At 52.8% G+C, this 15,597-nt stretch carries 14 protein-coding genes; 3 read left to right on the top strand and 11 right to left on the bottom strand.

The features are described from left to right. Positions 1–11: 11 nt before the first annotated feature. Positions 12–2,243 carry an arylsulfatase gene (locus KB559_RS18245; RefSeq protein WP_211023657.1) on the bottom strand — a complete coding sequence of 744 codons (2,232 nt, stop codon included), beginning with the start codon at positions 2,241–2,243 and terminating at the stop codon, positions 12–14. A gap of 350 nt (positions 2,244–2,593) precedes the next feature. Here KB559_RS18245 and KB559_RS18250 point away from each other — a divergent pair, with 350 nt between their 5' ends. Then, positions 2,594–3,367 carry a class I SAM-dependent methyltransferase gene (locus KB559_RS18250; protein WP_211023659.1) on the top strand — a complete coding sequence of 258 codons (774 nt, stop codon included), beginning with the start codon at positions 2,594–2,596 and terminating at the stop codon, positions 3,365–3,367. Positions 3,368–3,446: 79 nt separating this feature from the next. On the opposite strand, the gene KB559_RS18255 is transcribed toward KB559_RS18250, so the two are convergent. From KB559_RS18255 to KB559_RS18290, 8 genes are all read right to left on the bottom strand, one after another. Then, positions 3,447–4,754 (bottom strand): stalk domain-containing protein, encoded by a 1,308-nt coding sequence (locus tag KB559_RS18255; protein ID WP_211023661.1) that lies wholly within the window; start codon positions 4,752–4,754, stop codon positions 3,447–3,449. 66 nt (positions 4,755–4,820) lie between these two features. Then, positions 4,821–5,093 carry a hypothetical protein gene (locus tag KB559_RS18260; protein WP_211023663.1) on the bottom strand — a complete coding sequence of 91 codons (273 nt, stop codon included), beginning with the start codon at positions 5,091–5,093 and terminating at the stop codon, positions 4,821–4,823. A 63-nt stretch (positions 5,094–5,156) separates the two neighbouring features. Continuing rightward, positions 5,157–6,017: an inositol monophosphatase family protein gene (locus KB559_RS18265; protein ID WP_373316827.1), complete on the bottom strand. Its 861-nt coding sequence runs from the start codon at positions 6,015–6,017 to the stop codon at positions 5,157–5,159. Between the two features lie 250 nt (positions 6,018–6,267). Then, positions 6,268–7,038, bottom strand: coding sequence for an enoyl-ACP reductase FabI (gene fabI, locus KB559_RS18270; protein WP_211023666.1), 771 nt, complete (start codon positions 7,036–7,038; stop codon positions 6,268–6,270). Between the two features lie 88 nt (positions 7,039–7,126). After that, positions 7,127–8,131, bottom strand: a complete 1,005-nt coding sequence (uvsE, locus tag KB559_RS18275; RefSeq protein ID WP_211023668.1) for a UV DNA damage repair endonuclease UvsE — start codon at positions 8,129–8,131, stop codon at positions 7,127–7,129. Beyond that, positions 8,128–8,451, bottom strand: coding sequence for a hypothetical protein (locus tag KB559_RS18280; RefSeq protein WP_211023670.1), 324 nt, complete (start codon positions 8,449–8,451; stop codon positions 8,128–8,130). The genes uvsE and KB559_RS18280 overlap by 4 nt, the downstream gene beginning before the upstream one ends. Positions 8,452–8,528: 77 nt before the next feature. After that, a complete protein-coding gene (locus tag KB559_RS18285) occupies positions 8,529–9,626 on the bottom strand; it encodes a D-alanine--D-alanine ligase (protein WP_211023672.1) in 1,098 nt (365 codons plus the stop codon). 60 nt (positions 9,627–9,686) lie between these two features. After that, positions 9,687–10,691 (bottom strand): amidase domain-containing protein, encoded by a 1,005-nt coding sequence (locus KB559_RS18290; RefSeq protein WP_211023674.1) that lies wholly within the window; start codon positions 10,689–10,691, stop codon positions 9,687–9,689. 242 nt (positions 10,692–10,933) lie between these two features. Between KB559_RS18290 and acnA the strand changes: the two genes are divergently transcribed. Next, entirely contained in the window at positions 10,934–13,651 is a 2,718-nt protein-coding gene (acnA, locus tag KB559_RS18295; RefSeq protein WP_211023676.1) for an aconitate hydratase AcnA, read from the top strand. An 82-nt stretch (positions 13,652–13,733) separates the two neighbouring features. Here the strand turns inward: acnA and KB559_RS18300 are convergent, their stop codons facing one another. Both KB559_RS18300 and KB559_RS18305 read right to left on the bottom strand, forming a co-directional pair. Next, a complete protein-coding gene (locus KB559_RS18300; RefSeq protein ID WP_211023678.1) occupies positions 13,734–14,579 on the bottom strand; it encodes an alpha/beta fold hydrolase in 846 nt (281 codons plus the stop codon). 93 nt (positions 14,580–14,672) lie between these two features. After that, entirely contained in the window at positions 14,673–15,071 is a 399-nt protein-coding gene (locus tag KB559_RS18305; RefSeq protein ID WP_247681937.1) for a MarR family winged helix-turn-helix transcriptional regulator, read from the bottom strand. Between the two features lie 129 nt (positions 15,072–15,200). Here KB559_RS18305 and KB559_RS18310 point away from each other — a divergent pair, with 129 nt between their 5' ends. Further along, positions 15,201–15,596, top strand: a complete 396-nt coding sequence (locus KB559_RS18310) for a GntR family transcriptional regulator (RefSeq protein ID WP_211023682.1) — start codon at positions 15,201–15,203, stop codon at positions 15,594–15,596. Position 15,597 lies beyond the last annotated feature (1 nt).

Consider the following 15,597-nt stretch of genomic DNA (forward strand, 5'->3'; position numbering starts at 1 on the left):
CTATAAACTTATTAATCTACAGCCAATTCTTTGGCGACCAAAGACTCCTGATCGCGAATGTACTGAGGAATCGTTACACGAACCTCCTTAAGCTCTCCCGAAAAAATAAACGGAGTTTCATAGTTGTCGCTTACCGGGGTTTGCGCACTTTTGCCGACCGAGAACACGCCCGGGCCCGTAATATAAGCGACTTTCAGAATATCGCCTTCCCCGGCGAACAGTTGGTCCACGTACAGCTTTCCGGTTTGGGTCTCGGCGGAGTAATCAAATCTTACGGTAACCGGCCCTACCGGCAATTCTTCGGCAGACACGATCACATAATGCTGTTCTCCGATAAAATTGTAATGGTAGACCAGTCGATTGTTTTGCACATAGAACGCAAATCCTCCGAATCTCCCGCCGCTCGCGAGAATGGCTCCCTCCTGGTCCGCCGAAGTCCGGACAAGGTCCGCCTCAATAGAATGCGTCAGCCTAGGATTGAAGAGAACGTAATGATGGTACCCTTCCGTGCCCGGGTAGTATTTGTGGGTTACAGCTTCCGGGCGCTGCCCTCCGCCGCTGAATTTCCCCAGTATGCCGCGGCCGTCGATAGGCAGCACTCCGTACAGTTCCGCTTCCTTCCACCATAATTGAATTAACTCCTTCAGCTTTTCCGGCTCGGACTGGGCAAGATCGTTATTTTCCGAAAAATCCTTATCCACATGGTAGAGCTCCCACTTGTCATCGTTGAAGGAGGTCCCCGGGATATGGTAGGTCACGGCTTTCCAGCCTTCATGATAAATGGCGCGATTGCCCAGCATCTCATAATATTGCGTCGTTCTCCGGCTCGGCTCCAACGGTTGCTCGAAGCTGTACGCCAGACTTACGCCTTCTATGGACTTCTGCTGGATGCCCTTCAATTCGGCAGGCGCCTGGATCTCCGCCAATTCCAAAATGGTAGGGACCACATCGATCGCATGATGATACTGACTGCGAATCCCGCCGGCATCCTTGATCTTATCCGGATACGAGATGATGAACGGGTCTTTAACTCCTCCCGCATGAACGAAAGTCTTATACCATTTCAAAGGCGTGTTTCCGACCTGCGCCCACCCGATCGGATAATGGTTGTATGCCTCGGGGGTTCCCAGCTTATCGATATGGGCCACTTCCTGCTCCGCCTGCTCGGCTTCCCCGTTGAAATTTTTATACTCATTCCATGTACCTATTTGCTGTCCTTCCGGGCTGGCCCCATTATCGGAAACCAGGACAATAATCGTATTGTCGAATTGCCCGATTTCCCGGAGCGCATCCAGGAACCGGCCGATATGATAATCCGTATGATCGAGAAAACCGGCGAACACCTCCTGCATTCTTGCAAATAACTGCCGTTCCGTCGGCGTTAAAGAATGCCATGGCTTGACTCCGGGATTGCGCGGAGGAAGCTGCGCGTTTTGCGGAATGATGCCGAGCTTCTTTTGCCGGCTGAACCATTGCTCGCGGGCAACGTCCCAACCTTGATCGTACTTGCCGGCGTATTTATCGATGAACTCCTTGGGCGCATGATGCGGGGCATGTGTCGCACCGTAAGCGAGATACAGAAAAAATGGTTTATCCGGCGCCGCGCTCTTCTGTTCACGGACATATTGAATCGCCTTGTCGGTCAAATCCTCCGTTAAGTGATAGCCTTCCTCCGGTTGTTTCGGTTGGTCAATGTATTCATTCCCCGAAACCAGATCAGGGTTCCACTGGTTCGTCTCCCCTCCCAAAAACCCGTAATACCGTTCAAAACCGCGAGATAACGGCCAATGGTCAAACGGCCCCGCCAATGATCTTTCTTCGGACGGAAGGAGATGCCATTTGCCTACAGCCAGCGTGCTGTATCCTTCTTCTTGTAAAATTTCGCTGAGCAGCGCCGTTTCTTTACTGACCCGTCCCCGCGAATTCGGAAACCCGTTGTCGATATCGGCAAGGAATCCCATGCCTGCGGAGTGATGGTTTCTTCCCGTCAGTAAGCAAGTACGGGTCGGGGAGCAGATGGCAGTCGTATGGAAGTTGGTATAGCGCAGTCCCCCGTTCGCCAACTTATCGATATTCGGCGTCGAAATATCCGAACCGTAGCAGCCCAGATGCGAGTAGCCCGTATCGTCCAATACGATATAGACTACATTCGGCGCTCCCTCCGGCGGGCGTTTCGGCTCGGGCCACCATGGCTTGCTGTCATCGTAATACGGCTTAATTTCCCCTTGAAACTCATTGGACATGTTCTCAGCTCCTAATATGAATTGTTATTCAGCGCGCACAAAAAAAGAGATTCAATAAGGAGGCGAGGCCTGCTTATTGAATCTCTGGTTAACCAGTCGATTTCACGGACGGCTATTCTTTTGTCGCAATGAACTTCTATTTGAATGAATATTACCAGCTTGAAAGACGGCGTGTCAATTTATTTTCAATTATTCCTATAAAAATAATATGTTTTATATTTGTTTATAGCGTAAACCTATCACTGTGATTCGAACTATATATTTCACCAATTATTGTTTCTGCGTAATAATGGAATCAAGCAAAGTGAAGATGAATTAAAAATACGATACAGGCAAGGGAGGCTACCGTGATGGCGGAAAGCAAGCAAGTTTGGCAGCCCGGATTGTATGATGACAAGCTGGGCTTTGTATCGGAATACGGCAAGGACGTTGTGGAACTGCTTCAGGCCCGGACCGGAGAACGAATTCTCGATTTGGGCTGCGGCACGGGGGACCTGACTTACGAAATCTCGAAAACCGGGGCGGAAGTGTTCGGCATGGACCTTTCGGCACCGATGATTGAACAAGCTCGTCAAAAATACCCGTCGCTCGACTTTCGTGTCGATAACGCCGAAAGCTTTGAACTGGATTTCCCGGCAGACGCTGTGTTTTCCAACGCCGCGCTTCATTGGATAAAGGATGCGCAAGGCGCAGCCGCCTCCGTTTGGAACGCGCTGAAACCCGGAGGACGCTTCGTCGCCGAATTTGGCGGTAAGGGTAACGTAGATGTAATAATTCGTAGTCTGTCCGCCGTATTGGAGAAAGACTACGGCGTGGCTGCCGGACCGTTAAATCCATGGTACTTCCCGAGTTTGGCCGAATACAGCGCATTGCTTGAGGAGCTTGGTTTCAGGGTCATTTATGCTGCGCATTTCGACCGGCCTACCAAGTTGGGGGAAGGCGAAGACGGTTTGTCCCACTGGTTGAAGGGCTTTGCCGAGGACTCCTTCCTGTCTGCCTTTAACGAATCCGAAAAACAGGCCATACTTCAAAAAACAGCCGGTTTGGCACGAAGCGAACTGTTCCGGGACGGCTGCTGGTACGCCGATTACGTCCGCCTTCGGATCGTGGCGGTGAAGCCATAAGGCATTAACGATTTTTTGGATTCAAAAAAACAAGGCCGTTCTGCATCCCGCAGAACGGCCTTGTTGCCTATTTAGTAAATTATAAATTAATGAATGCCGTTTTTAACTTCGGACTGAATTGAACATCGAGTCCCAAACCGGTTGCAAGCAGGGCTAATGGAACATACGTCTTTTGTTCCTTTCCGACTTTGTGCAGGAATGCAGGTGCCGCCGTATCTACCTTGATTCCGTCCGCAGTGATTTGCTTCGCACCGACCGGGATGACTACGGTCCGCCCCGCATACGTAATCGTTGCCGTACCGGCTTTAGAGTCCCAACGCGACTGGCCGCCGATGGCATCCGTAATATCCTTCAGGGCGACAAAGGTCTGTCCGTTCTTAACCACGGGGGCATAAGGAGTGGACAATTCCTTTCCTTTTACCACGATCGAAATAGGAGTTTGGCCGCCGGATTTTGCCGCTGTTTCCCGATAACTTCCCCAAATATTCTGAGCCATAACCTTGGCGATGGCTTCATAGCCCGACTGATTCGGATGCACATCTTCGTTAAAGATATGCGTCAGCGATAATTCTTTACCGACAAAAGTCTCGGCCACATGCGCCGCCTTAACCTTTTTGCCATCTGCGTTAAACTGGCTTACCATCTCATCCACGGTAGAAGTGAAGCTTCCCGATACCTTGGTCAGCTCTTCGTAAAGCGCCGCTCCGGCTACTTTAGGAACCGGCTGATACTGGTCGGCCAGTATAATTTGCGCGTCCGGGTTGATCTCCGTCAGAATCGAGACGACTTGCTGTACATTCGACTTGTATGTATTCAGCAATTCTGAAGCCTTGGCCTTAAGCTCATCATTCGTCAGGCCTTTCGCTTCCGTCAAAAGCGCGGAGACATCGTTCCCGCCGATCGTAATTGTGATTACGTCCGCCTGTTCAAGCTTGGTCTTGGCGTTAGGCACGCCGGAAGCGAATTCCGGAAGGCGCGGATCGCGAAGCCCTTCTTGGATATCCCCTGCAGCGATTGCCTTACCTTCTTTGATGGCCGTGACGTAGTTGAATAATCCGCTTGATTTCAATCCTAAAATCCCGTAATTGACGACCTCGGCCCGGCCATGGAACAAAGCCTGCTCCTTCAGCCGGTCGACATATCCGTAAGGTACGGCATTCTCGGCCATGCCCGGCTCATATCCGGCCGTAATGGAGTCGCCCAGCGCCACGATCAATTGGCTCGCCGGAATAGCCTGAACGCTTTGTGCCGCCGGATTCCCCGGCGTACTTGCATCACTCGGAGCAGGTGCCGCCAGCGCCGACGCTCCACTCCCCAGCACCAGGGCGGCTGCCAGCATCCCCGATACCAGAACCCGGCTCCTGTTTCTCAACTTATAATTATTCATACACACACTCCTTCTATAAAAATAATAAAGCGCCCCGATTTACTCGGGGCACCCCCGTGCGCAATCTTATTCCTGATCCGGGTCCGTTTTCTGTCCCCGTCCCTTATCGCTATGCTCCGTTTTCTTCAAATAATCATCATAGCGGCCGTCGATTTCCTTGGCCATACTGCGATATTTGCGCGTCTCTTCCACTATCGGGTCAAGCGTGGTCTGCACCCGGATTTCATATCGGGGAGATAACCGTCTCCGCTCCTCTTCCCGGCGTTCTTCCTCGCTGCCGTACTCTTGCTCCGTCAACAATTCACTGAGTTCTCTTTCGAGTTCCTTATTATCGCTCATCTAATGGACACTCCCTCCGGTTAAAATGGATGATGAGAAGCCCTTACCTGAATCTTATCGATTCTAGCAACCTGTAGCTCCAGCCGCCTTAATGGCAGCCAGCAGCTGATCCTGGATTTTGCCGTTGCTTGCGATCAGATTCCGGACTCCGATGTCATAAGGATGGCCTGTGGTATCCGTCACTATTCCGCCGGATTCCGCAACCATCAGAGCCCCCGCCGCCGAATCCCAGGCGCTGAGATTCACCTCATAGTAACCGCTGAGCCGGCCGGCGGCCACATACGCGAGATGCAGTGCGGCCGATCCCCCGGCACGGAGGCTGCGGGTTTGTTCCGACAATGCCGTAATCCCCTTCAGATTGATCGGCGCCGCGACCTTGCGGTCGGGATTAAAACCGACGGCGATGACGCTATCCGCCAATGCCGACTCTTGTGATACCCGGGTCGGATTGCCGTGCATATATGCTCCTTTACCCTTTTCCGCCACGAACATTTCATCCCGGGTCGGATCGTAGATAACCCCGATGATCACATCCCCTTTATAGGCAAGGGCAATGGATACGCAGAAGAAAGGGAAACCTTGTACAAAGTTGGTCGTCCCGTCAATCGGATCGATAATCCATAAGTATTCGGCGCTCTTGGCTTCAGTAACAGCAGCCGCCGATGCCTCGGCTCCCGGAGCCACTCCTTCTTCTCCCAATATTTCATGGTCGGGAAAATGGGTATGAATCAGTTTGCGGATCATCGCCTCCGCGCCCTTGTCCACATCGGTGACCAGGTCCTGAGGGGAAAACTTCGTGTTCAAGTCTTTAACCATGCCTAATCGGCTCTTAATCCATTCCCCCGCCTTGGCCGCGCAATTGATCGCTACGGCCATCGGACTTTTACTGCCTACAACATAAGGAATACTAGGTTTGGATTCCAATGGTTTCACACTACTTTCTTAATATTTTCTGATTTTTACGTATTCATTGTTCATCGCTCTATCAATCTTGCAAAATTTCCCTTTTTCAAACTATACGCCACCCGGTGCGCAAAGTTGCGCCTTTTCCGCCGTTCTCCAAGGAAACGGGCAGCCTGTCCGGACTACGTTATTTCATATATAAAAAGTCCGTACCCGGCTTGCCTTGATTCGGCGGCACCGGAAACGAACTTTTCAGATTCTTGCAGACTGGTTATGCGCCGACGATATTATAACCGCCGTCGACATAAATGACTTCGCCGGTAATGCCGCGTGACAAGTGGCTAAGCAGGAACATCGCGGTGTCGCCCACTTCCGCCGTCTCCGTCGTTTTACGCAGAGGCGCTTTTTCCTCAACCTGCTTCAGGATGGAATTGAAATCGCTGATGCCTTTAGCCGCCAGCGTCCGGATCGGACCCGCGGAAATCGCATTGACCCGGATATTTCTCGGACCAAGGTCGTTAGCCAGATAGCGGACGGAAGACTCCAGTGCCGCCTTTGCTACGCCCATGACGTTGTAATTGCGCATCACGCGCTCCGCGCCCATATAAGTCATGGTCATAATGCTTCCGCCTTCAGTCATCAGCTGAGACAGGCGTTGCGATACGGCCACGAGCGAATATACGCTGATATCGTTGGCCAGTGCAAAGCCTTCGCGGGAAGTGTCCAGGAACTCGCCGGCCAAATCCTCGGCCTTGGCAAAAGCGATGCTGTGCACCAGGCCATGCAGTACGCCGAATTCGACGCGCAGCGTCTCCGCCAGCTTGTCGATTTCTTCGTCGACCGTCACATTGCACGGGAGAATGAGCGAATTCGGAAGGGTCTCCGCCAGCTTGCGCACTCGTCCCTCCACACGCTCGCTTTCGTATGTAAACGCCAGGCGGGCACCTTGTGCCGCCAAACTTTGGGCAATCGCCCAGGCAATGCTGCGGTCATTGGCCACGCCCATGACAATAATATTCTTTCCAGCCAACAATTCTCCCATGATTAAAGGCCTCCTTAAAATATCCGGTATCGTTTTGTTCAACTTACCTTATTTCCCCATTAATTTCAAGAACCAAAGGCCCAGTAGATCATGGTTGAATGCGAACGCTGGCCCCATCCAGAATTTCTACGCCCTCGCCTGCATATCGGGCAAGGTCTTCCATTAAAGCGAACAGAGCTCCATCCTTCAGCTTGGCTTCAAGCATCACGTCAACCCGCTCCGTCCCTTTGGCGGCGATCTTCCGAAGGAAGTCAAGCAATGGGGCCGCGATCACATGATCGGCATGGCCGCGGGGATCGCTTACGCTCTTGGGACTGGAAGCGTGAATCTTCGGCGGCAGGGAATCCCCCGCCGGGGAACCCGCCTGAGCATACGGGCTTGTCCAAGTTTGCAGAATGCGCGGCCATAAATCAGCGGCGTCCTCGCCCGTGTTGTTCACCCAGTGATGATGAATATCCAGAACCATCGGAAGGCCGAGCGCTTCACAAATCTCCAGCGTCTCCAGGGCATTGAACGTTTTGTCATCGTTCTCCACGGTCAGCCTCTGTTTGAAGTCGTCCGGCAAAGCCGAGACATTTTCTTTAAAGCGCGCTCCGGCGGAAGGCTTGTCCCCATAGGCTCCGCCCACATGGATATTGTTCTTGGCCCGGCCGTCCAGTCCCATCGCTTCCAGCATGTTCACGTGATACTGCAGATCCCGGACCGAGCTCCGCAGCACTTCCGGTCTAGGCGTACTGAGTACGGTGAAATGATCCGGATGAAACGAAACGCGAAGTCCGTGTGTCTTCACGAAATCGCCTACTTCGGCAAACGGCTCCCGAAGCGCTTCGAAAGGATCCCAGTCCGCAAGGGCTTCATGAGTGGCCAATGGAATGAGCTTTGAGGAAAAGCGGTATACATGAATGCCGCTCGCTGCATTATGCCGCAGCAACCGCAGCGAATTGTGCAGGTTCTCTGCGGCGATCGATTCGAGCCGGCGCACAGCCGCCTCGCGGTCCGACAGGCCGCTAAACGTCTTGAACGTCATGGTCCGGGATGGCGAAGCATTTGCCACCACCGTGGACATCGCGACATAGCCGAACCGGACGATCACTTGGATCCGGCTTCCCCGAAGAACATCTCATGGGCGAGCGCCGTCTGAACGGCGGATTCTTCGTCCGTCAGCGGGCGGATCAGATCCAGCTCAACCGCTGTGACTTCTTCGCCGTTAAAGTTGATCTCGGCCACGCAGGCCGTGATCTTAACGATCGCCACAGCCTTGTTGTCGGGCGTATAAGCAATTACCTTCTGGCCGGTCGGGAAAATGCGAAGGCCTTGCTTCCGCATTTTCCCGCGTCCGTATTCCATCAGGTCGAACAGTTCTTGCTCATTTTTAAATTTGCATACCGAATTGAATTCCGTTTGAAAACCCATCGTCTCTACTTCCTTTCCTTCTTGGAGTTTTGGAGATCTGGAGTTTGACGTATCGGACGAATCGGATCGGGCTTGCGTTATTGGACCCCGTTCTCGAAATCCAGCTTCTGCCGTGTTTCGTAGCGTTCCAAGGCGAGCCCGATCAGCCGGTCGAGCAATGCTTCATATGATACGCCCGTTTCACGCCAAAGCAGCGGATACATGCTGAACGGGGTAAATCCGGGCATCGTGTTCACTTCGTTGATCCAGATACTTTCGTCGGATTTCTTAACGAAGAAGTCGGCACGGCACAGCCCGCTGCCCGCTATCGCCTTGAACGCCTTCACGGCCAGATCGCGGACGCGATCCGCCAGCTCCGTATCCAGCGGAGCCGGAATCAGCATTTGCGATTTTCCGTCCAGATATTTCGCCTGGTAATCGTAATATTCGCCGGAGGATACGATCTCTCCCGGAACGGACGCAAGCGGCTCATCATTGCCCAATACGCCGACCTCTACCTCCCGTGCATCGACGAATTCCTCGACGATCACCTTCACGTCATAGCGTAACGCGTGCGCGATCGACTGAATCAGCTCTTCTCTCGTTCTCGCTTTGGAGATACCGACGCTGGACCCCAAGTTTGCCGGTTTAATGAAGCAAGGATAGCCCAGCTTCTCTTCCATTCCCTGAATTAGAATATGGCTGTTCCGCTCCCATTCCGAAGCTGTGAAGTAACAGTATTTGCACTGCTCCAGCCCCGCCTCCGCGAACAGCTTCTTCATGATGACTTTGTCCATGCCCGCGGCTGAAGCCAATACGCCGGCTCCTACGTAAGGCAGGTTCGCCATCTCGAACAGGCCCTGGATCGTTCCGTCTTCCCCGTTCGTGCCATGCAGCAGCGGAAAAGCAACATCGATCGCCGCTTCCCCGGTCGCAAGGCCTTTGAATAGCAAGTTAATGGCATCCGTCGTACCGCCGGTTCCCGCATCCAGCTGCAATTGCTCCTGCGACGTAAACGGGGAAGTCAACTTATCGCCGACTCTCCATTCCCCCTGCTTCGTAATATAAAAAGGAAGTAATTCATATTTCGCGTAGTCAAACGCTTTAGAAACCGCAAAGGCCGTCTGCAGCGAAACTTCATGCTCACCCGATTTTCCGCCGTAAATCAGCCCCACAGTCAATTTTTCCTGTCCCATGCGCAACCTCTTTTCAATAATTGTAACGGGGCCAAAAAACCAAAGTTCCCCTTAGTATGGTCAGAACCGGTCCGAAATATGGAAAAACCGGTACACGGTATTCTCGGTCCATGCATACGAATCCCGGTAATCCCAATACCTGTGCTTGCTTGGCACGGTGTGGGCGTTTACCAGAGGCATACCGCCCGCGTCGAACGCGGTTACGATCGTGCTGTGCTGATAGGCTCCGTTTCCGTCCCAATCATAGATGATGACATCCCCAAGCTGCAGTTGCTCCGGCCGGTCGACGAGCTCGGCGCGCAATCCGGATTCACTGCCCCCCAAAAAGCGCTCCAGGGCATTGGCAACCGACCAGCTGTAACTCCAGGCCTCTTTGTCGCCGACATATCCCTTGTACCACCAGCCCGATTCTCTTTTTCCAGTATAGTTTATTGGGGCTCCGCCTGCAAAGAGGCTCTGGGAGATATAGTTGGTGCAATCCACCTCAAAGGCGGCGAATTCCGGATTGAATCCGTCCCACCAACGGTCCGCATATAAAACGGCGTCTTCCCTCCGGTAAGGCACGCTTCGGAGTCCGCCCCCGCCAAGTACTTCCCGGTTCAAAAACGGTCTGGCCGCACGCGCCCTTCCGCCGGAGCCATCCGTTCCAAAGCCTGCCGGCAACGCCGCCCGGGGACTTCGTTCAGGGACTGGCTGAATGACGCGGGTGATGCTCCATCCTTCGCCGTCCCGCTGAAGCGTCAGACGCTGCTTGTTAATACGCTCCTCCCGGTGGCGGGCGCCCCCCTTTTCGTAGTCCATTTTTTGCGCGAGGAGCATTTCCACTTCCATCTCGCCCTCACGGTTCTCAATTTCCCGCAACAGACGAGCCCGGGTTTCACTGCGAAGCGGGACAGCCCCGCGTTCCTTGTACCATTCTTCCAGCTTCCGCTTATGCAAGCTGCGATGCATCAAATATTCAAGGTCGGTGATCATGGTGTTTTCCGTCCGAGCCCGATAATCCACCTCATCCTGGTTGTATTCGTTCACATAAAGAGATAACGCCTTTTTCCATTCTTCCGCCATCGTTAGACCTCCTTATTCCACATCCGTACCCATTATGAGATTTATATGAACCCGCCTGACCGAGTATGTACTATACGTTCTTCCCGGACAAGCCTTGTAAGCCTATTCACCCGCGGCAATACGCATCAATTCCCGGTCAAATGGGTACAAAAAGTTCTTTACTCGCCGAAGGGAGAACGGTATACTTAATATAGTGAGTTTTTGAAATTGTGTTTCATCTAGTGAAACAAGGAGGTTCATTCATGTCAAAGAACGATTTATTCTCCAGCAGCCGTACGCTCGAAGTCGGTGGCAAGAGCTATCGCTACTATGACCTGCTGGCTTTGGAACAGCAAGGGCTGGGGAAAGTAAGCAAACTGCCGTTTTCCATCAAAGTTTTGCTCGAAGCCGCCGTCCGCCAGTTTGACGGAAGAGCCATTACCGAAGAACATGTGAAACAAATCGCCGGCTGGAGCGAGGGCCGGGACGAGAACAAGGAAATTCCGTTTATTCCTGCACGGATCGTGCTTCAGGACTTTACGGGTGTTCCGGTCGTAGTCGATCTGGCCGCGATGCGCGACACCGTTAAGAAAGCGGGCGGAGATCCGAAACAGATCAATCCGCTGGTTCCCGTCGATCTCGTTATCGACCACTCCGTTATGGTAGATGCTTTCGGAACTCCGGACGCTCTCGAATATAACATGAACGTGGAATTCGAACGCAACGAAGAACGCTACCGCTTCCTGCGGTGGGCGCAAACCGCGTTCAACAACTTCCGCGCCGTACCTCCGGCTACCGGGATCGTGCACCAGGTCAACCTGGAATACCTCGCTTCCGTAGCTGCCACTAAGCAGGTTGACGGCGAAACGGTCGTATTCCCGGATTCCCTCGTCGGTACGGATTCCCATACGACGATGATCAACGGTCTGGGTGTCGTAGGCTGGGGCGTGGGCGGGATTGAAGCCGAAGCCGGCATGCTGGGACAGCCGCTGTATTTCGTTGCGCCTGAAGTCATCGGCTTCAAGCTGACAGGCAGCCTGAGTGAAGGCGCTACGGCGACCGACCTGGCGCTTACAGTAACACAAATGCTGCGTAAAAAAGGCGTGGTCGGCAAGTTCGTCGAATTCTACGGACCGGGCCTTGCCAACATCAGCCTTGCGGATCGTGCTACAGTAGCCAATATGGCTCCTGAATACGGTGCAACCGTCGGCTACTTCCCTGTCGACCAAGAGACGCTGGCCTATATGCGCAGCACGGGTCGTTCCGAGGAGCAAATCGCGCTCGTCGAGGCTTATTACAAAGCACAGGGCATGTTCCGCACAAGCCAAACGGAAGATCCTGAATTTACCGATCTCATCGAGCTGGATCTCGCTTCCGTCGTACCGAGCCTTGCAGGGCCGAAACGTCCTCAGGACCGGATCGAACTGACCGATATGAAGGATAGCTTCAACGGCATCATCCGTACTCCGGTCGATAAAGGCGGTTACGGACTGAGCGACGAGAAAATCGAGCAAAAGGTGCCGGTGAAGCATACGAACGGCGATACTAGCGTACTGACCACAGGCGCGGTCGTGATCGCCGCAATTACGAGCTGTACGAACACCTCGAACCCGAGCGTTATGCTGGGAGCGGGCCTGCTGGCCAAGAAAGCCGTTGAACGCGGCCTCAAGAAACCGGGCTATGTGAAGAGCAGCTTGACCCCGGGCTCCCTGGTCGTTACGGAATACCTGGTTAAAGCCGGACTCATCGAGCCGCTTGAAGCGCTCGGATTCCACGTTGCGGGCTATGGCTGCGCCACCTGCATCGGGAACTCGGGACCTCTTCCTGACGAAGTCAGCGCGGCGATCGCCGAGAACGATATGACCGTTGCCGCCGTATTGTCCGGTAACCGGAACTTCGAAGGCCGCGTGCACGCTCAGGTTAAGGCGAACTACCTGGCTTCCCCGCCGCTTGTTGTAGCGTATGCGCTGGCAGGTACCGTCAACATCGATCTGCAAAATGATCCGCTGGGCTATGACCAGAACGATCAGCCGGTATACCTGAAAGACATCTGGCCTACTTCCGCGGAAATCAAAGAAGCGATCGGCCTGTCCGTCAGCCCGGAAATGTTCCGTGCCAAATACGAGAACGTATTTACCCAGAACGAGCGTTGGAACTCCATTCCGGTTCCGGAAGGCGAGCTGTACGAGTGGGACGAGAAATCCACTTACATCCAGAATCCTCCGTTCTTTGAAAAGATCAGCGACGGTCTCTCGGACATCGCCGATATCCGTAGCGCCCGCGTGCTTGCCCTGCTTGGCGATTCCGTCACGACCGACCACATTTCGCCGGCCGGCAACATTTCGCCGACCAGCCCTGCAGGCATTTACCTGAGCGACCGCGGTGTCGCCCGCAAAGACTTTAACTCCTATGGCTCGCGCCGGGGTAACCATGAAGTCATGATGCGCGGCACGTTCGCAAATATCCGTATCCGCAACCAGGTTGCCCCTGGCACGGAAGGCGGCGTAACGAAACACCTGCCTACGGATACGCTGATGTCGATCTATGATGCATCGATGAACTACCAGGCGGACGGCCAAAATCTGGTTGTCATTGCCGGTAAAGAATACGGCACAGGCAGTTCCCGTGACTGGGCGGCCAAAGGCACCTACTTGCTCGGAGTCAAAGCCGTCATCGCGGAAAGTTTCGAACGGATTCACCGCAGCAACCTGGTCGGCATGGGCGTACTGCCTCTGCAATTCCAGGAAGGCCACGGCTGGCAGACGCTCGGCATTGATGGCACCGAAACGTTTGATATCGTTGGCTTGAGCAACGATGTGAAGCCGGGCCAACAATTGACCGTTATCGCTACCCGTACGGACGGAACGCAATTCGAATTCCCGGTAACCGCCCGTCTCGACAGCATGGTCGACGTGGACTACTACCACAACGGCGGCATTCTTCAAACCGTTCTGCGGCAAATGATCGCGGAAAACAACTGATAACTGCAACTGCATATATAAACCAAGGCTGCCCTGTTTCCATGAAACAGGGCAGCCTTATCTATTGGATTGTATCTGAACCTCATTCAGCCCTCATCACATGCTCGTCCCGGCCTCGACATTCCATTACTCGGTCGAGCCATTCGCTAGCTAAGGCCTGGAATAGATCATGCTGCTCGATTTGCAGGTTATGTCCGGCCCGGTCCAGCATTACAAAGCTGGCATGCGGATATTGCTGGGCATATTCCCACTGGTTTTTGTACCCGACGACATGATCCTGTCTTCCTGTCAGAATAAGTACCGGTTTCATATACGGTTCCCGAGGCATATCCTCATTCCCGGTCAAATCATACTTTAGAGAAATTCGATTCAGAAATTCTTGATCACCCGCCCGAAGCCCGCTAAAAATTTCAGCTTTGAACCGCTCCCAGTTATACTCATCCTGTACTACCTGAATTTCGAGGAATTCAGAGATCCCAGGTTCGTTCTCCAGCCGGGCAAGTACAGTTTTGTCCTTATAAACCGTGTTAGACGGTGGCGCATCATGCAGCGCAATCCCTGCCGTAGGACATATTAAGAGCATTCCGTCGATTTGATCCGGCCTTTTGGACAGCAACGCTCTGGACAAATACCCTCCATAAGACTCTCCTGCCAGCACAAACCGTTGACCGGCAAAGACTTTATCCACGAACTGTTCTACAAGGGTTAGTATTTCGTCCGTACTTTGAATCCATTCTGCCCCCTTCGTCCTCCCCATACCGGGCAAATCAAGGTAAATCCGTTGCCAGCCTGGCCGGTTTTTAAACACAGGCTCCATACAGCCGATCATCAACCGCCGATCGCATCCGAATCCGTGGATGAGCAGTACCGGATATCCGGAACCATGAACTTCATAGTCGATCGTAAGCGAATCCAGAACGCATTTCATAATAAGCACTCTCCTCGTAAATTATACATAGACGTCTATGCTTTATTTTATTCTGAAAAATATATAGATGTCTATATATAAAGCCAAAAAAGATCATAGCCTATTGAGAATTCGTTTTAACATATCTTCCAATTGTGCTTGTTCATCCAGGGTTAAGCCGCCGTAGATGGCCTCATTCAGTTGATTTGAAACCGCCCGGAACGTTGGCCCCAGTTGCTCTCCCTTCTCGGTCAGACTGATTAAAATCACCCGCTTGTCTTGCTCGTCTCTTCTCCTTTCCACGTACCCCAACTGTTCCAGTTTTCTGACCAAAACCGTTACCGTTGGCTGAGTGCGGTTAATTTTCTCGGCCAATACGCTGATCGGCATTCCGTAGGAATGAAAAAGCAAAGAAAGAATATCGCCGTGCGAGGGGACAATGTCCACAACGCCATTCTGTTCCAGTTCGGCTATGATCTTCTTATTTACAGCATCTCTTATTTTACTAATCATGGAAGCGGCATTATGTTCTATCATACCCCCATATTAATAATTCACCGAATGAAGATCAAGGACTTTACATATACAGTGCCATCTGTTATATTCAATGTATAACAGTTAGAACAAAAAAGGAGGGTTCTCTTGATTATTGAGCTTGATTTGCAATCAGAGGTCCCCATCTATACGCAACTGGTCAACCAGATCATCGAAGGCATCGCAAGCGGGCGGCTTCAGCTCGGCGAACCATTGCCCTCGGTGCGCAGCCTGGCCTCCGATATCGGAGTAAACCTGCACACGGTCAACAAGGCATATACGCTGCTCAAGCAGGAGGGCTATATTCAGGTTCACCGCCAGCGAGGGGTTGTCGTTCACCCGGATGGGATGCCTCCGGTTACCGAGTCATTTGCCGATAAACAGCGCAGCGAACTGCGGCCCATCATTGCTGAAGCGATCTGCAGGGGTATGGGCAAAGAACAGATGCTTGACGTTGTCGAAAGCCTCTACAAAGAGATTACGGAATATAGAGAGGAGAAATAAC

Source organism: Paenibacillus sp. Marseille-P2973, assembly GCF_018101095.1.
Classification (GTDB): domain Bacteria; phylum Bacillota; class Bacilli; order Paenibacillales; family Paenibacillaceae; genus Fontibacillus; species Fontibacillus vini.